This is a genomic window from Stenotrophomonas sp. GD03654 (genome assembly GCF_029845105.1).
GTDB classification, from domain to species: Bacteria; Pseudomonadota; Gammaproteobacteria; order Xanthomonadales; family Xanthomonadaceae; genus Stenotrophomonas; species Stenotrophomonas africana.
In genome coordinates this window covers 81,301-100,957 of record NZ_JAOCLC010000004.1, presented here as the reverse complement: position 1 = coordinate 100,957, position 19,657 = coordinate 81,301, and the positions used below count along the sequence as shown (strand labels likewise).

Here is a 19,657-nt window from a genome sequence, read left to right as displayed (position 1 = left end):
GTAGGACGCTTGTGGGCACAAAAAGTGTCCATCTGGTGTCCATGGGAGACGGCGGGGCTTAAACAGTGTGTCCACGGGCGTTTTGCATAGTACAGTCGGCGTATGCCGCAGCGCCATGGACACAGCAATGTATCCACGACAAGGGTGACAGAGATGAGCAAGCAGCGATACAAATTGAGTGATCGGCAGTTGCGTGCGTTGACCATCAATGAGCGTCCAGCATTGGACGCCAACGGCAAGACCGTCATTGAAGCCAACCCCGACCCCAAGCCTTACCGCTTTGTGGACGACACCCAAGGAGCGCCCACCGGGTTTGGTGTGTACGTTGGCACCAGCGGCAATTCATTTGAGGTGCGCAAGCGGGTGGGGGAGCGTGTTGTACGCGTGTCACTGGGGTCCGTGGACGACATGTCGATTGTCCAGGCGCACGAAAAGGCCCGATTGGAAATTGCGTACATCGTACAGTCGGGTGGAGAAAGCCCCCGGCGCAGGGACGCACAAGAGCGCAGAACGACGAGCGCAAAGCACATTACGGTGCGGGCGTGTATGGAGCGCTATATCGAACGACTGGACGCCCAAGTCGAGGCGGGCAAACGCAAAGCCAACAGCACAAAGGCCGTGCAAAACAGCTTGGCGCGACTGGCGCGCAATGAGGTGGGGCTTGCGGACATCCAAGTTCGGGATCTGAGCCACGATCAAATTGTGAAGGCGTGGAACGCCTTGCGCACGTCGGCAATGCTTAAGTCCAACCGGATCCCCGCAGAGGTCAAGCCACTGTTGGCAGCAAAGGACAAATGGTGGGCGTTGGCAATGGACGAGTACGCTGCCATGGGCTTGTCGGGCAAGTACATTCAACGGGCCAAATCAGCTGGCATTGAAGCCGTTGAACACACCTTTGCCGATTTGAACCGGGCCATTGAAATTGTTCTGCGCCAAGAACGATTGGACGCGCACAGGGAAGGACGTGAGGTCGCCATTCAGTTCAACCCCGTCGAGTCTCTTTTTGATTTGGAACTGTGGCGAGGGGCTAAAGAGAAGCGCGAACACTACCGCAAAGCACAGGTGCGCAATCCGCTGGGCAAAGAGGACGGCACACTGTCCACGGTGCTAAAGACGTTGGTGTTCCGCCGAAATTTGCAAAACAAACACAACGCCGTTGCTGTGGACTATCTGCTGTTGACGTTGCTGTGGGGTGCACGTCGGAATGAGGCCACACAGTTGCAGTGGTACGACAAGGTGTCCAAGGACGACCTTGCCAATGAGCGTGTGTCGTGGGTGTGGCTTGCGCCCAACGCTGGTGATATCAATCCCAGCACCAAGCGTCCAGGCTCACAAGTGTTCTTTCACGACACAAAAAATGGTGAAGTCCGTTTTTTGCCGGTTGCCTACTTTGCAGAAAAAATCCTCATCCAACGCTTGAATGATGCCAAGGACGCCGAAGCGCAATTGCCCAGTGAAATGGACCGGGCCAAGCGTGCGGTGGAAGAGGTTAAAAAGACCACATCCGATTACATGACAATTGCCAAAGCGCAGCGTGAAGTGTATCGGGTTGAACAAAAGTCCGAACGCATGAAGTGGGTGTTTCCAGCCCGTTCCACTCGATCGAGAGAAGGGCACTACAGCGACAGTAAATCCATTATTAAAAACGTGCGTGTGGACGCGGGCATGTTGGATTTGCGTCAGGAGATTGACATTGGCTTGACGCCACACGATTTGCGCCGAACTTTGGGGCGGTTTGCCGAAGCCCTCATGTCTGGCCGTATTGTCTCCGACATGCTCAATCACAAAGTCAACAATGGCTCGGCCAATGTCACCGACCTGTACAATGAGCAGGAGTGGGGGGCTTTGCGGGAGGCGTTTTCCAAAGTGGAAGAGGTCATGATTTCGACCAGTCCCCGTGTGTGGAATGTGTTGAAGGGTGCGGAAAAGCCATTTTTGGATGAACTGAATGACAAGATGCCCGTCATCCATTCGGGGCTGCGTCCGGTTAAAGGCGAGGAAGATGATGAGTAACGGAATGCTTTTCGTTGACGAACTCACGGAAAAGAGAAAGGTGCGGGAACATTCCGTGGAGGAATTGAGGCTTCTGTACCGCGATGTGCGCGACTTCAAAAGATTGATTGAGGACGCAAAACGCATGGATCAACGCACCGCCGAAACCACGTACACCCAATTTGCGCTCAGACGCTTTCAGGAGTTGAGGCGCTTGTACCATCCCATCAATGAGCGTTTGGCGGCGCTGGACAGTGATGAGATACGGCGAAGCCGCAATTGGATCCTTGAGAACTTCTCAAACGCTCTAACTGTTCAACGCAAAGATCGTTTAAAGGGGAAGATGGGTGCAACAATTGGAGGTCTGGGCTGTATCTTGGACGAAATTCAAGGTATCGGTGTGGACATCCAGATCAAAGAGGTTTGACCAATGAGTGCCGTGATCATTAAGCGAGATGCTGAGGGCTACCAATCATTACGTACGAATGAATTGGAAGCGGAGATTGAGCGCGCCAAGTCCGGAGCAATCCAGTCAGTGGGGCGTGAAGCGGCCTCCTATTATTTGGGGATCCACACACGCACATTGTCGCGGTACAACGCTCAGGGCATGGGGCCAAAGTCAACAAGTTTAAGCAGCAGTGGTGGCCTGGGCCAAACGGCAAAGGTGTTTTATAAGCTGACCGATCTTGACGAATGGCGTGAGCAGTTGTCGGCATCAAGCTACAAGGAACGAAAGATCAAATCGGCCGTGGCCGCAAAGAAGACGGAATTGGCGCTGCTGGAATTGGAGCTTGAAAACAAGGGGCTGCAATCTGAGATTGCACGTCTAAAGCGTCTGCTCGATAAGAAGAGCATGGGCTTCGCTGGGATCCACGACGCCACGACTGCACTGCCTTGGATCCTTGACGATAAGTCACGCGTGCTGGGCACGGTCTACGATTTGAGCGACGAGGACGTAATTTCAGCGCTGACCGAAGCCCGTATTGAACACCTGTCAGCATTGGAGGTATTGGAGCTTCAGTGGGCGGACATCAATGTGTTCGTGCGATGGGCTGACACCGTTCGTGTCGCCCTCACTTCTGGAACAGGAGATTTGGACGAGTTGCGCCTGTCCAGGGTCCAACGGCACGAACTGTTGCGTCACGTTGGAGGCGGCGATGGCCAAGGTTGACGAACAGCAACGCCAAGCGCTCGCCCAAGCACCTGGGGATCTGCACCTAAGTGCTGCACAAGCTGCAGTCTTGATGCAGGTCAGTACGAAGACGTTGCAGCGCCTGCGCAATCAAGGCTTGCCGCCCCCCACCATTGGGGAGCGCCCTGCACGCACCGATGAGAGATGGTCCACCACGCCTGTGCGCTACAGAAAGAGCGACGTGGACGCGTGGCTGCAACACCCCGTAATGCCCAGTGTGCATTTCCATGCGTTCCAGGTGGCGAACGGGGTCATTGTGGCCCACGCCAACCAACTGGACGACAACACAGTTGTGGACGGGATCTATGACTTGCTCACCGAATGGGAGTGGGGAAGCACGGAATTGATGATTGAAGCGCAACAGTTGTTGTTGGATGAGCAGCAGCAACAACGCGATGTGGTTCAAGAACGTATTGCCGCGCACGAACGGAACGTCCTGACTCAAGCATTGAAATAATGCTGCGTTAAGTCCCAGTCCCTAGTTGTCCCTTGCAGTCCTTTGCAGCCCCCAAATTGGGGGCTTTTTTTTTGTCGCAAATAAATCCAACCGAAAGCAATATTTGCTTGCCGCAACAACGCGGTGACCGAAAGGAAATATCAATGTTGGATTACGCCATTAACCCCGCCCACGAAGCATTCGTTGTCATTGGATTTGGCCCACTCGCAGCCCTCGCATCGGACCTTGCCTCATCAACTGACCGTGAAAATGATCTTAAAAAACTTATCACTACATCGATTGTGGAAATGCATTTCGCGCGCGAAGGACGGCCTGCGAGCGTTCTGTTGTGTCGTCTTAATAGATTTGCTGCCGAGACCTTGACGGAGTTTGATGTTGCAAAGTACGACTTCGATGAGGTTCGCAAGCTGTTTGAAGCGTGCTTGTGTGTTTTCACCAGCGAGAAGGGCGTGTGTTTGGAGTGGATTGGTGGCAGTCAGGAACTCTTTGGCACCGTCAACAAACAACTCAAAAAGGACTTCTGTGATTTCGCTGAGGAGTACGCGAAGGTCTATGCAGTGGGTATGAGTGAGGTCGGATGAAATGAAAAGTCATTTGAATTGCAATGGCTGAAAGCACAATGAAATAAGTAAGAAGGCAAATCTAAATTAACGCAGGAGAAAGTAATGGGAACATACACATTGTTTTATGGAAAAGAACTTAATGCACGCATGTCAGTGGACGAATTGAAAGCGGCGCGGGAAGAAAGCTGTGCGGCATTCAAGGCAGCGATCAACGACTTTTCAGTGCACGACAACCCAAGCTCAACAATCCGAAAGAGGCGCATTCATTACTTGATGATGTTCTCTACTGACGTGTACCCGGAAGGGTTGGGGGTGATGCACGGAATTCGTCACTCCGATCGATCCGGTATTGTTCCGGCGTTTCGTGACTTCATGGTCGAAAACAGGAGCCGGTTCTTCCAACATTAGGCCTGGTGATGTGAGGTTGGTATCAGGGTTGTTGTTTGAAATGATAAAACGCAATGCAAATTATGGGGTGAGTAGGGTGGCCCGCAATACACCCTACTCACCTCAAAGCATTGCGGCAGTAGCTTTCTGAGGGGTGAGTGGGTGAGTAGAGTGAAATTTTATAAATATTTATGTTAATTGCGTAAAAGTGGCGCGGAAATGCATTTTATATATAACTTTTAAAGGTTTTACCCTACTCACCCTACTCAATATGGCTGAAATGCTTATGTACCAAAGGTTTTGAGTGAGTAGGGTGGTTCATTTTCACCCTACTCAAGACCCTACTCACGCAATAATTTGTATTGCGTATTATTTATGGAAAATGGGCTCAAGCCATTGTGCTGCAAGGGTTTGAGGGTGATTTTGATATGGGGACGAAAAGCATTGAAGTTGCATCGTGAAATTGATGGTAATTCCAGATGCATGGTGATGCAAAAGCATTGTGCTGCAAGGGTTTTGAAATTTGCAATACAAAATATGCTTGACAAGATAAAAAAATAAATTAGAACAAGTTGGTGTTTATTTAAATGTGGAGGTTTTTATGGGTGACGTTTTGCAATTCAAGATCATCAAAAAAAGAAAGCCGTACCGTCGCCGCGCACGGCCTCAGAAAGTCAATCGAACATTTCGCTTTGACCAAGAGAAGTTGGCGCTGCTGGAAGACGTGGCGCAACGCAGTGGATTGACCGTTTCAGAGTACATCCGCGAACTCACAGATTTGGCTGTCCAGGACGGTTGGTTGTTCCAGTCGGTCAAAAAAGCATAAAAAAACCGCACGGTTGCCGCCGCGCGGTTTCAGAGAGGTAAAACTATAGGAGAAAAATATGTCTGCAATTAACGTATCAAATAATGCTGGGGTGTCAACACCATCACCCACGGTCGCGAAAAAAACTAAGCCAAAAGCAGGTCAGCCGAAGATCAAAAAAATCAACAGCGCGAACATTGTGACCTCCCACACACCCGCATGGAACTGGGTCAACTACATCAACAGTGGAGCGTGTGGGGACTGGGCAATGGCCAATGGTATTGCCTATAAGTGGAATGGTGTTTTCTGGGACACGGTGTCGCTGTCCGAAGGCACGGCAATGGCATCACAATTCCTGTTCAATCATATGCCGGACAAAGCCACAAATGCTGCGTCCATGGATTGTTTCAAATTCTCAGTGAACTCCCTTGAGCCACTACCTGAGCGGAATGGATCCACGTTTGTTATTGCTACAAAGAACGGGTATCTGCACGTTGACAGTGAAGGTTTGGTCACTGTTCTTCCAGCCGACAAGAAGCTCGGGTTGACGTTTGGGGTCAACGCCACCGTGAGCACTGCGTACAACAAGCGCCACACACCTCAATCGGTTCCCGCCAACTCGATGTTTGGGCGCTTTCTCGCCAGCGCATTGCCGGATTTGGAAATTCGCGCTCTGGTGCAAGAGCAGTGTGCATTGACGCTTATTCCGGGTCCACATCAACTGGTGTGGTGGTGGGTCGGAACGGGCGGTAATGGCAAGGGCGTGATGTCGTCAATCATTCGTGGCTTCCATCACCGCACGGCTCAAATCTGGCTGGATAAGTGCGGTGAACCACAGATGCTTGCAAACTGCGTGAACTCCAGTTTGATCTTCACCCCGGAAGTCAAGAAGGGGGCACGCGGCATTGATCAAGAGGCGTTCAAAGCGCTCAGCGGTGGAGATTTGCTGACCGCTAAGTTTTTGTACCGCGATATGGTGGAGTTTGTAAACACATCGTGCCACATCGTCAGTTCCAACGACGAACCTATGATCACAGACGCCACCGACGGCATGTACCGCCGCTTGTGCGTGGTCAAGTGGAGCCAACGCCACGGTACGTACCAGGCCATTCAAAATCTTGCTGAGCGCATTCTCAAGGAAGAAGCTCACATCGTCCTGGACTGGTTGCTGGAAGGCGTCAGCCGCATTGTGAAGCGCGGCGGTTTCCTCCCCGAGAGCGAGTGGCCGGAAGCCTCCAAGACGTTCAAACAATCAATTCGCAACAAGAATGATTGTGTTGGGGCGTGGCGAGAAGATGTCGGAATTGTGCCCGACGCCAACACCTTGACTCCCAAATCTGAGGTGTACAACTCGTACGTCAAATTCTGCGAAGGTGATGGCCGTTACGTGCTTAACGCGCCGCAGTTCTGGACGCGCTTTTGGGCAATGCCAGGGTTTGAACGGCCGCAGTCTCCTCGCGGCGATACGCGGCGTATCGAGGGGGTCCAGGTCAATTGCGTTCGCGCACGCATTCCCGTGCAGCCAAGCTACGAATTGCCCACTGGCGAAGTTCTTACGCTGTCCACCACCAACGATTGTGTGCGAACAACGAAAGACGTTGTGGAGGGTGAGCCATCCACCGCTGCACCCGCCGTTATTCAAATGAGTGATAAAGATTTTATGGACGACGAATGGAGGTTCTTGCAATGACAAATACAAACAAAGACATCGAAGAGGCATTCTGTGCTGCTTTTCACCAAATGTACGAAGATCCTCAGCAGTTGCAGGAGAGGGCGCGTTGGGTGGCGCAAGGTTTTACACACGTGGACAAGATACCCTCTCATATGTTGCACGAATGGAACGCGATGATTGGGGCCAAGAATGAATTGTTGTTAGGTCATGGGAAAATTAGAGAAGGTCTTGATGAGCAGTTGCATGCGCACGTGCAATCAATGGCCCTGCATGGTCACTGTCTGCGTCTTTTGGAGGTCATGACCAACGTGCACCGGAGTAATGAGAATGACTGATAAATAAAATATGCAGAATACAAGAATGGCCGCCTTCGGGCGGCTTTTTTGTGCGCGATTTTTTTATGGAGCGCTGAATTGCGAAATAGCGAAAGCTTGACTTTCAAATTTTCATCCATTTAATGATTTTCAACTATTTGGATTTACTAATTATGCATTCAGAACAAGAAGAAGACTGGTGGGACGATCTGATCGCGGCAGAGCGGTTCGCTGTGTACAAGGTTGGTGGTGATTTAAGAATTCTCTTGCACCACGACTTTGATGACGCAAGCGTACAGCTTCTCACGGTTGACGAAGTTCTTTACCGCATACGTCAGGCATTGGAAAAAGGGGTAAGCATTTCTATTAACTTGGAGACACGGTTATGAGCGCAGCAAACGAATTGAAACAGGACATTGCAGAGCGGTTTTACGATCAACTTAGAGAACGCCGGTCCATTTTGGACTACGGATTCAACGAAAAAGAGAAGCCGCTGCCGGTCATTGGCGGCTGGCCGATTGGCGCAAGCGGCTACCCATTCAAAGACTTCAACGCCCTGCAACTGATGACCGTTGCGCTCGATCGCGGCTTCACAAGCCCCATCTATATGAAGTCCGAGCAAATCAAGAAAAATGGGTACTACATCGCCAAAGGTGAAAGCAAAGCCACAAAGATTGAAAGCACCTACAAGCAGGAGGATGGTGAAATCAAGTCGGTGATGTCAGTGTGTTTCAACGGCGATCAAATCAAAAATTTGCCACTAACCCAGCAACAGTTCGCCTGGCACGGTAAGGCCGAAACCCGTGACACGTTCTTGGACGATCTGATCGCCAAGACCGGCGCCAAAATTTCCTTTGATCCCATGAACGCGCCCTACTACGAGCGTTCAACCGACATCTTGTACATGCGGCCACAGTCGGAATACACATCCAAGCACCCGGACGGCAAGAGCGCGTACTACCACGATCTGATGTTCGTTCTGAGCGATTGGGCCACGCACCCCAGCCGCTACCAAGGCGTGCAACCTGGGGAACAGGGCAGCGAGCAGGACAGCCAGTATCGCTTGGGTCGTCAATTGGCGCTGTTGCAGATCGCCAGCCGATTGGGCATGACATACGAACCCGACGACAGCGGTTGGGCTCAAAACTACATCAACAGCCGGCCCAACTGGCAAGAGTTGCTTCGCGCAGGCAAAGCTGCAGAAGCCATTCTGAAAACCATTGGGGTGCCCGAAGTCCAACACGAGCCCGTGCGCTCAAAGGTCTGGAAGCAAGAGACATCACAAGCATTCCAGCCGACCGTAAAACCAGCAGAGCAAGAGCAAGCACAAACCGATCCGGTGCAGTCGTTTGTGGACGACAAGATTCAGGTGATCCACGTGGCCGACAAGCCCAGCAAAGAAGTGGGTAAGGCCGTCAAAAATGCAGCGGCTAAAAAACTCAATGGAGCGACGAAGAAAGAGCAAACACTATCAATGTGAGGTGGCAATGAGTAAGCAAGACGAAGCACGCAGCATTGCCGCCGAATACATCATTGAGCAGATGCAGCAGGGCGTGATCCCGTGGCGCCGGGATTGGAAGCAGCACAGTTCGACGGGCGCATTTGGAAGCCTGCCTTACAACTACGCGCGAGGTAACACCTACCACGGCAGCAACGTCATGATGCTAATGATGGCTCAGGCGGCGCGAGGCTTCCAAAGCAACGGATGGTTGACATTCAACCAGGCCAAAGCATTGGGCGGCACGGTACGTAAAGGCGAGAAGTCCTCTAAGGTCGTGCGAGTCATCAATGTTTCCGACAAGCAGGGAAACCCCATCCTCGATGAGAGCGGGCGCCAAAAGATCGCGTTGATTACGTCTGCGGTGTTCAACAGCGAACAGTGCGATGGCCTGCCCATTCGCGAGGCGAAAATACCCAAGCCAGTGGAGTGGAGTCACGAACAGGCCGAGCGGCTGATGAAGGACAGCGGCGTTGACTACCGCTACGGCGGCAACGCGGCGTTCTACACCGTCGCCCAGGACTATGTGCAACTGCCCACCAAAGAGCAATTCCGCACGATGGAAGGGTTTTACGCCACCGCCTTGCATGAGACGGGACACGCCAGCGCTCACCCCACACGATTGGGGCGCGATCTCAGCGGCAAGTTTGGCTCGGAGAAGTACGCCAAAGAAGAGTTGATCGCAGAATGCTTTTCTCTGATCGTGGCCGACCGTTTGGGTTTGTCTGTCGATCAAGACTATGACCCAGGCAACCACATTGCTTACTTGCAGTCGTGGATCAAGGTTCTGAAAAACGACCACTCTCTGATCTTCACGGCGTTTGCCGAGGCCGAAAAGATCGCGACGTACTACAACGTCAAAGAGTACACGCGCAAAGCCTTTGAAATGGAGCGCGAGGAAGACGAAGTGCGACCATCCAGTGAAGAGTCTCCCAGGCCAACCATTCAAGTCGTGCGCCGCGCAAAGACGGCTGAAATGGAGGTGGCGTGATGTGGCACTCAAGCGCGAAACAAACACAAAAGCTTCTTGAAAGCGAGATTGCAAGTCTGTCTGCCATATACGATAAAGCAGGCAATGCCCCATCCTTGGAAGGTATGGTTGACCAAATCAAAGAACTGACCGGATTGAATTTGCGGCTAAAGTTGTTTGAGTCAAAAGTAGAACGTCACCGCGAGGCCTTCGACAACCTATCGGGCGACTACAACGATTTGGAAATCGGCCGTCAGGTCATGACCAACACCGGCATTGCCGGCCCCCAGTCGCGCGCAACATTGCCTCAAAATATGTGCGACATGATTGACTCAAGCATTCCGTTGTTAAATCCGCAGTTGTGCGATGTCTTTCTTGAGCGGGTCCGTGAGCGTTTCAATCTTCCCAGCGACGCACAAGTCTTTGTTCGTGGCAGTTGGGAAAACCACGCGGTGCGGATGCAATCCGTGAAAGACGACGTGGTGACCTTTGTGCACAATGATACAGGCGCCACTCACACTGTGGCAGCAAGCAAAGTCTATCTGGACGGTGGAGAGCGCAGTGTTTCGCTTTCCAGTGTCCTGCGTCAGATGTGCCCTGGGCGGCACGTCAATCACCATCCGCAGATGTGAGGGGACGCATGGACAAGCCAACACTTGCCGATGAGATGACGCTAATTCACAGCGTAAAAGCCAAGGCTGCTGCTTATGCGCAAAAGCGCGATGAGGAAGCGTTGAAGGTCATGGTTGACGAAGTGTGTAAGCTTACCGGGCTTCGCTTTAGAGCCCGGTTGCTTGGGCAGGCAACGACGCCAAGCGTGCTGGACGTGCGGAGTTTGTGCGAAGAGCTGACCGATGAAGAGATAGGCCACCAAGTCATCTCACGCAACGGTATTGGATCGAGTGACACCCGCAGATCGTTCCCAAAAGAGTTTGGTGATTTGCTGGATATGAGTATTCCGCCCATCATGCCTGTGTTGTGCACCGTTTTTATGGGGCGTCTGTCGGAGCGCTTCGGATTGGGGGATGACGTGGTGGCATCGGTTCAACGCGCACGGGTCGATCGCCAACCCATAGAAGTTGCGGCCATTCGCGATGAATACGTGGAGTTCAACGTCAAAGGCGACGATGAGAACCGATGGTACGTTCCAATCAAAGACGTTCTGTTAGAAGGCAACGGTAAGGCCATCACCATGGACAGCGCGCTTGCGCAGATGTCTGTGGGGTTCCAGGCACGGCAAGTGGTGCAGCAGCAATTGATTTTTTAGAGTCTGCTGCTTGACAAAATCTCCCCTTTTGCAATTGTAAGAAAAAACAAGGGGAAACTATGGACAACTTATCTCTTCAAGATGTACATGTGCTTGCCAAGCATTCACACCACCACCTCATCACGCATACAGACGAGAACGGACGAACAGCGTTGCACTGGGCTGTCATCAACAAACGCTTCGATGTCGCCGACGCCTTGCTTGCCCTGGGCGCCAACCCACTGGTGAAAGACAAATTCGGAAAGACCCCGATGGGGTACACCAACCCTATGGTGTTGTCCGAACGAGACTGGCGGATAAGAACAAGCGTCGTGGTTCAATTCTGGAAAAAGAACGCCCCGCGTGCACAAGAGCTGCAGCAGTCGTTCGCTTTAAGCATCAGCCACAACCAGACCATTCATGCTTTGGTCCGCGCTCAAGAAGTTCAACTGCGCATGCAATAAGCTTGACAGAAATCAAATGTGTGATTGATTGGGGTCATCATCACACACAGGAGATTGTATGCGCACAACTTTAATTTCATTAGCGGTAGCTTTAAGTTTATTCTCGGGCGTTGCCGTGGCTGGATCTACGACTTCATCTCAAAATTTTGGACGCGATCAAGCGTTGTCCCAACGCAACATCCAAGAAGGCGTGGTTCTCATGGTTCGTGAGGTGCGGATTGAAGACCGTTCCAAGGTGAACACCGGAACGTTTGTTGGTGGGGCGGTGGGGACCGCCATTGGTGACCGCGCAAGCCGCAAGAACCGCGACACACGCAACGTTGCCCGTGTTGTTGGCGCAGCAGGTGGTGCGTTGATTGGGGGCGCCACTCAGCGCGCTGCAAGCGGGCACAGAGGCTACGAAATCGTAATCCGCACGCAGGACCGCCGTGGGCGCTCCGAAGTCATCTCAATTGTCCAGGACGCGGATGTGAACGTGCGCCAGGGCCAAAGTGTTCTCATTAGCGGCAGTGGGCGGGACACCCGTGTTGTCCCAATACCCGACGTTTTGACTAGCTCGCGTTGACAAGTCAATCAAGCCCCCTCAAGGGGGCTTTTTTGATGCAATGAATCCAAAAGCTTAACGGCATGACAAAAGATCGGAGAACAGCTAGCTATATTGGCGATGATTGAATAGATTCATCTCACTGCATCGGGCAGGGGGTTAAAGGAAATCCAATGAGCAATGTCGTTTCCGAAATTGAAAAGCAGCTTGCGGAAGCCATCAAACATCAAGAGTCGCTTCAAGAAAAGCTGCTCAAAGAACGCACGAAGGAGGCTGGCAAGTTCTTTGAAAGCCTCACGGGTGGGCTGGCAAAATACATCGACGTGTTGACAAGTGAGCAGCGCTCACAAATTGCGCGCATGGTTGGGTTTGTCCACGCCAAGAACAAGGTCCATGGAAACCGCAATGCGCGTGGGGGCGCTCCAACACACAAACTGGCAAACGCACAGGGAAGCCAGTTCCACTACCGTGGTCGCGGGCGCAAACCGCAGGTTCTTGTAGATTTTGAAGCAAGTCCGGAGGGGCAGGAATTGTTGAAAGCAGGGAAACCAACACACATTGCGCTGTAAAGACTGGATCCGACACCCCCACATTGTGGGGGTTTTTTTTTGTCTCAACAAAAGGTATTGACAATGTTGGACCTTGTGATTTAGTGAAAATACAAGTTAACAAAAGGAGTCATCTATGAACTACATGAAAAAACAATTGGCGAAGTACATTTTGTATGTTGGATTGCCTTTGTTCGTTCTCCATTTCGCCGGAGCGGCGTTTGAGAAAATCGATACTATTGAAACGGCGATGGGCAACCTTCAACACGCAGCAGGGCGGTAAACAATGTTCGGGTGGACGGATCTGGTGGTGGTCAATGCTTTGTCGCTTGCGGCCTTTGCGTTCTACTTCATTGCAGCCATTCGTTACGGTGTGAAGCGCAATTGGAAATCGTCTGTATTGATGGTGGCGTTTTCTACTGTTCCGTGGATTGTGCTGCTTTGTTTGACCCGAATTTGTTTGTACTTCTGCATGGATATGTGGGGTGTATGGATCACCCTGGGCGCCATGAAAATAGCGTTTTGCTGGACGTGTGGGGCGTGTATTGCTTGTGTTCAATTCCTGCCCATTCGCGGTGTAACGCTCCCGTCGCTTTTTGTTGGGGTGGGCGTTGCAGCCGTTGGCACGGCGTTCTCACTCATTGAATTATTTGGTCGGATTGATCTGTAGGAGGGTCAGTGAACTACTCACACTTGGAGAAAAACGAAATTCTGTTGTCAAAAGCCATTTCAACACACACAGACAACCTTGACGCTTTGCGCTGGTATGTGCGCGTTGCATGTGAGGACTTCCCTGGCCGTGCACCACGCATTTGCGAACATGCAATAGGGTCGATGATCAATTTTGGGCCAGACAACTTGCATGTATTGGTTGGGGCGCTCATCAGCGCTGGCGAAGAAATGCCCCCCAACGTTCTGTGGCTCATGTGCAAAGAGGGGTTTTTAACGGGGGAAGTTGCGCCCCAAGTAGTGGAACTTATGGGCCGCATTTTGAACAGCGACAAGCCGGTTTCTCTGTATGAAGTGGAGTCCACATTGCATGTTGCTCAAATTGTTGGGTGCGATGATGTTGTTGCACTGTTGAGCGAGTACATGGCCGCTCAGCGTGAAAAGCAACGGGAAAATATTCGCAATGCTCTGTCGGGCGCGCATTTTAAGTCCAGTATTGGGCGCAAGATTTGATTTCAATAAAACGTCTTGACTTTGTTTGCGATTGTGTTTGTATGAATGGACAAATGGGGGTATCTATGGCGCGAAAGACATATTATCAATGGGAGCATGCTTCGGGAGAACTTTTTTGGCAATCAAAGGAGGTTCATGATTATTTGCTTAAGGGCGAATTGAACCGGCGCTATATGAAGATGGTTGGATGGACGGGGAGGCGGAAGCTCTTCACCAAGTCAGAATTGATAGAAACTAAGGTTGGGAGGGTCAATGCGTAAATCGAAAGCGAGAAATCATCGGGTTAAGCCGTCGGGCAATTGGGTGCCAAAAACCTGCGGGTATGCAATGTTCTATGAGACGGATAAGTATTACTCGCGCTTGGATGCACGGGCGACAAAGCTTGATAAAACGATGGCGGGAACGCTGCGCGAGTTCATTTGGGGGTTTATCGAGAACCCTGATTTTGACCGGGATGAGTTTTTGAACATGGGCTGTGAGCCACAAAAGCCGAAGCCCACAAATCCTAATCATGTGGATGATGTGCGTGGTGCAGGTATAGGTTTTATTTCCGACGCCAAGCCGGTTGTCAGTCAGATTGAACAATTGGCTAGCGATTTTGGTATCAGCAAAGCTTCGCTTGTGCGCTACATCCTGCGGAAAAATTTGCAATAGATTTCGTGGGCAGTGTTTCGTGAATGAGCCCCGTTTTGGGGCTTTTTTATTGGGTCATCCGCCTTTGCGGACCGCGCTTATGGTCTACGACGCGCGCCACTGTCGCGCCCCTGCGGGCTTCAATCGCTTGCCCATTTTGTTAATGTCTCAATAAAAGGTGTTGACAATATTCGGATATGTGTTTGATTGAATAAAACAGGGGATAAATTATGAAACCACTCATTGCAACATTCATTTTATTGGCTCCGCTGTTGTCGGTCGCCGAAGAGGCGCGTGGACGTTTTGTGGTGTCAATGACCATCGTTGAGTCGTGCGTGTTAACCGATCAAGGTTTTCAAAAATGTACGACAGGAATGCGCGAGCCGACGGTTGTCCAGGAAAAATTGGCAATCAAAACCTCCGAAGGATCCGATGAGCGGATCGTCACTGTAGTCACTTACTAAGGAGTCGTATGGATAAAAAATTCAACAAGCACGAAACGCAAAAATTCATCAATGCAATATTGGCCGTGGATCCAAATGGCGTGCGCAGCGCTTTAAAAAACAACGCGGACCCGACACCGGTGTTGAAGACTGATTTGAACGTTTGGCACGCCCAATTGCGGGTGCCAGCAAACGAGGTGGATCCGCACAACACGTGCACCGCTTTGGACAAAAGCGCCGCACTGCTCACAGACGTTCTGCCACTGGACAACATGCAATCCGTGAAGTGGCTGGGTTTGGCTGGACACGTACCGATCGCATCGGCGGACGCCAATGAAGTGCGTATGGGACCAAGCTCGTTTTCCAATGCCGTACTGGCGGCGGTGTTTGACATGTTCACTTCCATCATTGGGGATCGCCCCGAGGTGGACTCAGAAGAGCAAATCGCTGCACTGGCACGTGCCAAAGAAATCATTGATCTATGTTTGATCCACAAGTGCAACCTGGCCGGGTCCGACGCCAGAGGCATGACCGTCTTGCATTGGTGCTGTGCTTTGTACGACGACAAAGAGCTTGTCGAACGACTGGTGGCTGTGGGTGGCACGCCAACGATCAAAGACAAGGATGGGTACACGTCAATTGACGTTGCCGCGCAATACGGCCATCTCAAATCGTTTGCCGGTTTGAATGTTCGCGAGCAAGAAAAAAAGGAAGGCAATCTTGCAATCGCTCCAACACAAGATGATCTGGAAAAGATCGATTGGAGCGAGCTGGAGCCCTGCAACGACTTCATATCCACGCACCCCAGCCCATCTTCTGGTCCGCCCACTGCGCCAGCCAGCAAACCACCCAGCCGCTTGGCAATGTTCTTCAACGTTCTCCTGGGGCGGACCAGCCCTTTGGACAACGAACACTAATCAACTTGAAAAGGAGACACATATGAAAAATCTATTCTTTGGATTGACCGCAGTCCCACTGTTGGCTCTTGGCGCCCAATCTCAGAACGCCGACCTGGGCGCGGTCCTATCGGTGAAACAAACCTGTGCATTCGTCTCAGGGTCAGCCGCCGAATTCCTGCGCTGTGACACCTACGAGCAGTCTGAATTCGACGGAGCGTTCGGCCTGCCTGTCTCTGTGTCGTTTGAGCGCAACACCGAACAATTCGACCCCGAAGAGATGCCGTTGTGGTGTGACCGCCAGCAGTGTTATGCCAACACAGGGCCATTCAGGGTCACATTGGACTACGGATATTTGCGCAATCAAGGAATGCGTGACAGTCATTAGGAGAATGGTGGGGGTTTGTCAATCTGCTTCAATGTGACGGAATGTCTTTTTTCAAACGACCAATTGCGGCGAATGTGTATCGAGTAGGTCGCTTATTGACGAGCAAGGTCAGATGTCAAATTCGTAATGCAGTGTGTGTTGTCGTTTTGCCGGTCATTCCATATCGTCCGGCCACCAATTTATACAGCGTGGCGTTTGATCTAAATAAAAGGTATTGACAATGTCGGGACTTATGTTTAGCTGAATTTATTGGTGAATTAACAGGGGGTTTTAATGATTAAAAGCATTGTTTTGGCCGTTTCTTTGGCGCTGGTTCCATTGGTGTCCTCGGCCGCTTCGGTTGGTCCGGTTTTCAAAGTCAACACCGCAGGGGAGAGAAGCGGGGTGTTGACGATATCCAACGATGGTCCTGATCGTTCGTATCAGATCACTGTTGACGAACTGACCGTTGAAGGCGGTGTGTCCCGCAGAGGGCCATCGGAGAAAATTCGTTTTGCGCCGTCGATTGTCACGGTGAAAAAGGGCGCCACCCAATCCATTCGTTACATCAAGTCCGACCAAGTTGGACGTGAAGAATTTTTCCGCGTGAGCGTGGCCGAACTTCCCACACCTGGGGAGGTTGGGCTAATCAAATTGGTCAAGCAAGACCTGGCGTGGATTTGGCGTTCGCCATCGGCCAAGGCCAATCTCACAGGTCGTTGGGTTGGGGATCAATTTGAGGTGACCAACACGGGTGACGCATCTGCACGGTTGGTGTCGCCGTCATCGGGATCCGCAACCCGCAGTGGCTTGCTGGGCTATGTCCTGCCCGGTGAAACACGCAAGTTCGCGCTTGCTAATTTCCCGCACGGCGTGGTGTCGGTTGAAGTCAACGGACAACGCCAGGACATCAAATGAACAAATCGGTCATCGCCTTGGCGATGGCTGTCTGCTTTGCACAAACCACTTGGGCCTCAGACGCAACCATCGCCGCTGTATCCATCAATGGGTCGCTTAAAAGCGACGTTGAAGAACTGCACGTTCGCGACGATGGGCAGTTGCTCATTGCCAAAGAGCGTTGGGCACAATGGGGAATTCAGTTGCCCGCATCGTTGTCCGAGCGCGACGTGGTGTCGCCATCGGATTTGAACGCAGATGTTCAGTACGATCCAGCCAATCAAAGCTACAACATCCTTGTGCCCGCAAAGTATTTGCCGGCGCGCAACTACAACCCCGCCTCGCGCATGCGTACGGACATTGGTCCTTCGCCCAAAGGGGTGATGCTGGGGTATGACTACCGTGCGCAAGACAGCGATACGTACGGCTTCACACAGTCGTTTTCGTACGACATTAGATCCAACGTCCTGGGTGGAACGTTCTATGGTGCCGGACAACTTAACGACGACAGCAACGGACTGAGCCACGAACGCTCTTTAACAACGTGGAGTAAGGATCTGTATGCCTCTCAGACTCGCGTGCAGATCGGTGATGTCATCAACGCCACGCCCAACGGTGCGCTGCTGGGCTCGCGCAACATGCTTGGTGTTCGCGTGGGCACCGATCGATCGTTGAGCAACGACACTTTTTATCCTGTGCCCACATTCAACGGGGTGGCCGACACGCGCTCCACAGCCGAAGTCTTTGTCAACAGTGTGCGTGCGTCCCAACAGCAGTTCCAGCCGGGGCCGTACCAGTTCGCAAGCCTCAATGCACCAATCGGTTTAAGCACTGTCTCCATGGTGGTGCGCGACGAATTGGGCCGCGAATACTGGACAACACGGCAGTTCTACAGCACGCCCAAAGCCCTTGCCAAGGGGCGCAGCGAATGGGAAGTCTCGGCCGGTTTGATGCGCAACGGAGGGTTGGGCAACGACTACGCAGACCTGGCGTGGAACGCGGTGTACGCGCGTGGTATGTCCGACCGCTGGACCACAACCGCAGCATTCCAGGGCACGGCTAAAGGGCAGTCGGCCATGTGGGGCAATCTGTGGAGCTTCGGACGCTGGGGCGCTGCAACGTTTGATATCGCAACAAGCGGGGACGGAATGGCCGCCACGGTTGGATACGAGCGGCGCACCAACGGCTTGTCGTGGTCCGCTTCGCACACCCACGTCACCGACGACTATTGGAACTTCAACCGCGAGCGGTCGCGTTTTGCTCTTGAATCGCAAACCACCTTGGGCGTCACCTACCGCCAAAACAATTTTAGCGCAGCGTTGAACTACAGCGATGTGCGCTATTCCAACCGTTCCACTCAGTTGCTTACCGCTCAGACGCGCTGGCAAATGAACTCCCGCGCCGAACTGTCCGCATTTGCGCAACACGACTTATCGCTGCGCGACACAACATTGAACGTTGGTTTCCGCTACCAGTTTGGATCCGGGTCGGCCAGTGTCAGCCACAACGATGGCGAATGGTTTGGACAAGCCAACGGTTCCACCACACTGAAAAACCGCCGGCTGACGTGGAACGCAAGCGCAAGCGCCGGCAATCACTATGTTGCGGGGCGCTGGGATCTGCCGATGTCCACGTTGCTGCTGCAAAACAGCACAACCAGCACTGTGTTTGGAGCCAACGGTGGGGTGTGGATCGGGGAGGGCGGTGTACTGCCAACGTCCAGGCCGTTTGGATCGTACGCGCTCATTCGCGTTCCCAACATGCCCAACGCACGCGTTCAACTCACAGGCAAGAGCGTCACCACCAACGCCCTGGGTGTGGCCGTGGTCCCCAACGTTTCAGCACTGTTTGACCAAACAGTGACGGTGGACGCTTTAAGTCTTCCGTTCGGTGTGCAACTGGACAGCCTGAGCAAGAAAGCCGTGGCTCCGCGTGGGGGCGGGACAAAGCTGCAGTTCGACGTTCTGAGCAACACCACCCGTGAGTACGTGGTTGTGCGCAATGGGGTTCCGATCGATATGGCCAATGTGGTGGGCAAGCAAACCGTTGTTGGGATGCGAGGCGCGTTGGTGCTGGAAGCACCCATCGCTGGTGACGTACTCACCATTGAAAAAGACGGTTCCACATGCGCCATCACTATCCCGCAGTCGGGCGAACTGGACAAACCAATTTTGGAATGCAAGGAGGTTTTATGAAAGCGCTTCTCATCGCGTTGCTTTTGTTCTCAGGCACCGCCTGGGCGGACTGTTCAATCACCCCCAACCAAGAGTTTGCGGTCCTGGATCAGGACGGAGGCGTGAACGTGCAATACGTCATCGAATGCGACGAACCCACCGCCGCCACATTGCAAATTAACACAAGTCAAATGGTCTTGCGATCGGCGAGCAACCACGAAATCCCATTGTCGGCGGCGCTATCCGGAGAGCCGTTGATTGATGAAGTGTCCATCGATGTTGCCGACGCGCCACTGCTGGTCACGATTGAATTCCGAAGTGTGTTGTCCACTTCGGTTCGCTACAAAGCTGCTGGTGTTTACAGCAGTTCTGTTCGTCTGGATCTGAACTATTAGTTTAGGCATTGACAATGT

At 52.3% G+C, this 19,657-nt stretch carries 27 protein-coding genes; all 27 read left to right on the top strand.

The genetic code is table 11. From position 1 onward, the window contains the following. Positions 1 to 153 precede the first annotated feature (153 nt). A complete protein-coding gene (locus tag N5J73_RS03090; protein WP_279940563.1) occupies positions 154 to 2,013 on the top strand; it encodes an integrase in 1,860 nt (619 codons plus the stop codon). A 4-nt stretch (positions 2,014 to 2,017) separates the two neighbouring features. Continuing rightward, positions 2,018 to 2,419, top strand: coding sequence for a hypothetical protein (locus N5J73_RS03085; protein WP_279940562.1), 402 nt, complete (start codon positions 2,018 to 2,020; stop codon positions 2,417 to 2,419). Between the two features lie 3 nt (positions 2,420 to 2,422). Continuing rightward, positions 2,423 to 3,163 (top strand): hypothetical protein, encoded by a 741-nt coding sequence (locus tag N5J73_RS03080; protein WP_279940561.1) that lies wholly within the window; start codon positions 2,423 to 2,425, stop codon positions 3,161 to 3,163. Further along, positions 3,150 to 3,641 (top strand): helix-turn-helix domain-containing protein, encoded by a 492-nt coding sequence (locus N5J73_RS03075; RefSeq protein ID WP_279940560.1) that lies wholly within the window; start codon positions 3,150 to 3,152, stop codon positions 3,639 to 3,641. Before N5J73_RS03080 ends, N5J73_RS03075 begins: the two co-directional genes overlap by 14 nt. Positions 3,642 to 3,784: 143 nt before the next feature. Next, positions 3,785 to 4,222: a hypothetical protein gene (locus N5J73_RS03070; RefSeq protein WP_279940558.1), complete on the top strand. Its 438-nt coding sequence runs from the start codon at positions 3,785 to 3,787 to the stop codon at positions 4,220 to 4,222. Positions 4,223 to 4,306: 84 nt separating this feature from the next. Continuing rightward, positions 4,307 to 4,612, top strand: a complete 306-nt coding sequence (locus N5J73_RS03065; RefSeq protein WP_279940556.1) for a hypothetical protein — start codon at positions 4,307 to 4,309, stop codon at positions 4,610 to 4,612. Positions 4,613 to 5,192: 580 nt separating this feature from the next. Beyond that, positions 5,193 to 5,417: a hypothetical protein gene (locus N5J73_RS03060; protein WP_032956336.1), complete on the top strand. Its 225-nt coding sequence runs from the start codon at positions 5,193 to 5,195 to the stop codon at positions 5,415 to 5,417. 58 nt (positions 5,418 to 5,475) lie between these two features. After that, entirely contained in the window at positions 5,476 to 7,086 is a 1,611-nt protein-coding gene (locus N5J73_RS03055; protein WP_141097986.1) for a DUF5906 domain-containing protein, read from the top strand. Then, a complete protein-coding gene (locus N5J73_RS03050; protein WP_088430237.1) occupies positions 7,083 to 7,403 on the top strand; it encodes a hypothetical protein in 321 nt (106 codons plus the stop codon). Before N5J73_RS03055 ends, N5J73_RS03050 begins: the two co-directional genes overlap by 4 nt. Before the next feature lie 152 nt (positions 7,404 to 7,555). Further along, a complete protein-coding gene (locus tag N5J73_RS03045; protein WP_141097987.1) occupies positions 7,556 to 7,771 on the top strand; it encodes a hypothetical protein in 216 nt (71 codons plus the stop codon). Continuing rightward, on the top strand, positions 7,768 to 8,862 hold the full coding sequence (locus tag N5J73_RS03040) for a zincin-like metallopeptidase domain-containing protein (RefSeq protein WP_279940553.1): 1,095 nt from the start codon (positions 7,768 to 7,770) through the stop codon (positions 8,860 to 8,862). Before N5J73_RS03045 ends, N5J73_RS03040 begins: the two co-directional genes overlap by 4 nt. A gap of 7 nt (positions 8,863 to 8,869) precedes the next feature. Continuing rightward, positions 8,870 to 9,871 carry a zincin-like metallopeptidase domain-containing protein gene (locus N5J73_RS03035; protein ID WP_279940552.1) on the top strand — a complete coding sequence of 334 codons (1,002 nt, stop codon included), beginning with the start codon at positions 8,870 to 8,872 and terminating at the stop codon, positions 9,869 to 9,871. Further along, on the top strand, positions 9,871 to 10,482 hold the full coding sequence (locus N5J73_RS03030; RefSeq protein WP_279940551.1) for a hypothetical protein: 612 nt from the start codon (positions 9,871 to 9,873) through the stop codon (positions 10,480 to 10,482). The genes N5J73_RS03035 and N5J73_RS03030 overlap by 1 nt, the downstream gene beginning before the upstream one ends. A gap of 8 nt (positions 10,483 to 10,490) precedes the next feature. Then, on the top strand, positions 10,491 to 11,117 hold the full coding sequence (locus N5J73_RS03025; RefSeq protein ID WP_279940550.1) for a hypothetical protein: 627 nt from the start codon (positions 10,491 to 10,493) through the stop codon (positions 11,115 to 11,117). A 59-nt stretch (positions 11,118 to 11,176) separates the two neighbouring features. Then, positions 11,177 to 11,560, top strand: a complete 384-nt coding sequence (locus N5J73_RS03020) for an ankyrin repeat domain-containing protein (protein WP_279940549.1) — start codon at positions 11,177 to 11,179, stop codon at positions 11,558 to 11,560. Between the two features lie 58 nt (positions 11,561 to 11,618). Next, positions 11,619 to 12,125: a hypothetical protein gene (locus N5J73_RS03015; RefSeq protein ID WP_279940548.1), complete on the top strand. Its 507-nt coding sequence runs from the start codon at positions 11,619 to 11,621 to the stop codon at positions 12,123 to 12,125. Positions 12,126 to 12,277: 152 nt separating this feature from the next. Then, positions 12,278 to 12,673: a hypothetical protein gene (locus tag N5J73_RS03010; RefSeq protein ID WP_279940547.1), complete on the top strand. Its 396-nt coding sequence runs from the start codon at positions 12,278 to 12,280 to the stop codon at positions 12,671 to 12,673. Between the two features lie 115 nt (positions 12,674 to 12,788). Continuing rightward, positions 12,789 to 12,935: a hypothetical protein gene (locus N5J73_RS03005; RefSeq protein WP_200731868.1), complete on the top strand. Its 147-nt coding sequence runs from the start codon at positions 12,789 to 12,791 to the stop codon at positions 12,933 to 12,935. A gap of 3 nt (positions 12,936 to 12,938) precedes the next feature. Further along, positions 12,939 to 13,322: a hypothetical protein gene (locus N5J73_RS03000; protein WP_279940546.1), complete on the top strand. Its 384-nt coding sequence runs from the start codon at positions 12,939 to 12,941 to the stop codon at positions 13,320 to 13,322. 8 nt (positions 13,323 to 13,330) lie between these two features. Next, positions 13,331 to 13,834 carry a hypothetical protein gene (locus N5J73_RS02995; protein ID WP_279940545.1) on the top strand — a complete coding sequence of 168 codons (504 nt, stop codon included), beginning with the start codon at positions 13,331 to 13,333 and terminating at the stop codon, positions 13,832 to 13,834. Positions 13,835 to 14,086: 252 nt separating this feature from the next. Then, positions 14,087 to 14,488 (top strand): hypothetical protein, encoded by a 402-nt coding sequence (locus tag N5J73_RS02990; protein WP_279940544.1) that lies wholly within the window; start codon positions 14,087 to 14,089, stop codon positions 14,486 to 14,488. 209 nt (positions 14,489 to 14,697) lie between these two features. After that, entirely contained in the window at positions 14,698 to 14,931 is a 234-nt protein-coding gene (locus tag N5J73_RS02985; RefSeq protein WP_279940543.1) for a hypothetical protein, read from the top strand. An 8-nt stretch (positions 14,932 to 14,939) separates the two neighbouring features. Continuing rightward, the gene (locus N5J73_RS02980) at positions 14,940 to 15,827 is read left to right on the top strand and encodes an ankyrin repeat domain-containing protein (protein WP_279940542.1); all 888 of its coding nucleotides are present in this window, start codon (positions 14,940 to 14,942) and stop codon (positions 15,825 to 15,827) included. A 22-nt stretch (positions 15,828 to 15,849) separates the two neighbouring features. Continuing rightward, positions 15,850 to 16,194 carry a hypothetical protein gene (locus tag N5J73_RS02975; RefSeq protein WP_279940541.1) on the top strand — a complete coding sequence of 115 codons (345 nt, stop codon included), beginning with the start codon at positions 15,850 to 15,852 and terminating at the stop codon, positions 16,192 to 16,194. Between the two features lie 273 nt (positions 16,195 to 16,467). After that, entirely contained in the window at positions 16,468 to 17,091 is a 624-nt protein-coding gene (locus N5J73_RS02970) for a fimbria/pilus periplasmic chaperone (RefSeq protein ID WP_279940540.1), read from the top strand. Next, complete coding sequence (locus tag N5J73_RS02965) at positions 17,088 to 19,265, top strand: fimbria/pilus outer membrane usher protein (protein WP_279940539.1); 2,178 nt, start codon at positions 17,088 to 17,090, stop codon at positions 19,263 to 19,265. The genes N5J73_RS02970 and N5J73_RS02965 overlap by 4 nt, the downstream gene beginning before the upstream one ends. Continuing rightward, positions 19,262 to 19,639 (top strand): hypothetical protein, encoded by a 378-nt coding sequence (locus tag N5J73_RS02960; protein WP_049446930.1) that lies wholly within the window; start codon positions 19,262 to 19,264, stop codon positions 19,637 to 19,639. The genes N5J73_RS02965 and N5J73_RS02960 overlap by 4 nt, the downstream gene beginning before the upstream one ends. The last annotated feature ends 18 nt before the right edge of the window (positions 19,640 to 19,657 follow it).

Bases quoted from the DNA above. Each gene is read 5' to 3' on its own strand.
- N5J73_RS03005 (WP_200731868.1), top strand. From the start codon at position 12,789: ATGAACTACATGAAAAAACAATTGGCGAAGTACATTTTGTATGTTGGA.
- N5J73_RS03015 (WP_279940548.1), top strand. From the start codon at position 11,619: ATGCGCACAACTTTAATTTCATTAGCGGTAGCTTTAAGTTTATTCTCG.
- N5J73_RS03070 (WP_279940558.1), top strand. From the start codon at position 3,785: ATGTTGGATTACGCCATTAACCCCGCCCACGAAGCATTCGTTGTCATT.
- N5J73_RS03075 (WP_279940560.1), top strand. From the start codon at position 3,150: ATGGCCAAGGTTGACGAACAGCAACGCCAAGCGCTCGCCCAAGCACCT.
- N5J73_RS03050 (WP_088430237.1), top strand. From the start codon at position 7,083: ATGACAAATACAAACAAAGACATCGAAGAGGCATTCTGTGCTGCTTTT.
- N5J73_RS03020 (WP_279940549.1), top strand. From the start codon at position 11,177: ATGGACAACTTATCTCTTCAAGATGTACATGTGCTTGCCAAGCATTCA.
- N5J73_RS03055 (WP_141097986.1), top strand. From the start codon at position 5,476: ATGTCTGCAATTAACGTATCAAATAATGCTGGGGTGTCAACACCATCA.
- N5J73_RS03060 (WP_032956336.1), top strand. From the start codon at position 5,193: ATGGGTGACGTTTTGCAATTCAAGATCATCAAAAAAAGAAAGCCGTAC.
- N5J73_RS02985 (WP_279940543.1), top strand. From the start codon at position 14,698: ATGAAACCACTCATTGCAACATTCATTTTATTGGCTCCGCTGTTGTCG.
- N5J73_RS03090 (WP_279940563.1), top strand. From the start codon at position 154: ATGAGCAAGCAGCGATACAAATTGAGTGATCGGCAGTTGCGTGCGTTG.
- N5J73_RS02990 (WP_279940544.1), top strand. From the start codon at position 14,087: ATGCGTAAATCGAAAGCGAGAAATCATCGGGTTAAGCCGTCGGGCAAT.
- N5J73_RS03045 (WP_141097987.1), top strand. From the start codon at position 7,556: ATGCATTCAGAACAAGAAGAAGACTGGTGGGACGATCTGATCGCGGCA.
- N5J73_RS02965 (WP_279940539.1), top strand. From the start codon at position 17,088: ATGAACAAATCGGTCATCGCCTTGGCGATGGCTGTCTGCTTTGCACAA.
- N5J73_RS03030 (WP_279940551.1), top strand. From the start codon at position 9,871: ATGTGGCACTCAAGCGCGAAACAAACACAAAAGCTTCTTGAAAGCGAG.
- N5J73_RS03065 (WP_279940556.1), top strand. From the start codon at position 4,307: ATGGGAACATACACATTGTTTTATGGAAAAGAACTTAATGCACGCATG.
- N5J73_RS03010 (WP_279940547.1), top strand. From the start codon at position 12,278: ATGAGCAATGTCGTTTCCGAAATTGAAAAGCAGCTTGCGGAAGCCATC.
- N5J73_RS03080 (WP_279940561.1), top strand. From the start codon at position 2,423: ATGAGTGCCGTGATCATTAAGCGAGATGCTGAGGGCTACCAATCATTA.
- N5J73_RS03000 (WP_279940546.1), top strand. From the start codon at position 12,939: ATGTTCGGGTGGACGGATCTGGTGGTGGTCAATGCTTTGTCGCTTGCG.
- N5J73_RS03085 (WP_279940562.1), top strand. From the start codon at position 2,018: ATGCTTTTCGTTGACGAACTCACGGAAAAGAGAAAGGTGCGGGAACAT.
- N5J73_RS03035 (WP_279940552.1), top strand. From the start codon at position 8,870: ATGAGTAAGCAAGACGAAGCACGCAGCATTGCCGCCGAATACATCATT.
- N5J73_RS02970 (WP_279940540.1), top strand. From the start codon at position 16,468: ATGATTAAAAGCATTGTTTTGGCCGTTTCTTTGGCGCTGGTTCCATTG.
- N5J73_RS03025 (WP_279940550.1), top strand. From the start codon at position 10,491: ATGGACAAGCCAACACTTGCCGATGAGATGACGCTAATTCACAGCGTA.
- N5J73_RS02980 (WP_279940542.1), top strand. From the start codon at position 14,940: ATGGATAAAAAATTCAACAAGCACGAAACGCAAAAATTCATCAATGCA.
- N5J73_RS02960 (WP_049446930.1), top strand. From the start codon at position 19,262: ATGAAAGCGCTTCTCATCGCGTTGCTTTTGTTCTCAGGCACCGCCTGG.
- N5J73_RS02975 (WP_279940541.1), top strand. From the start codon at position 15,850: ATGAAAAATCTATTCTTTGGATTGACCGCAGTCCCACTGTTGGCTCTT.
- N5J73_RS03040 (WP_279940553.1), top strand. From the start codon at position 7,768: ATGAGCGCAGCAAACGAATTGAAACAGGACATTGCAGAGCGGTTTTAC.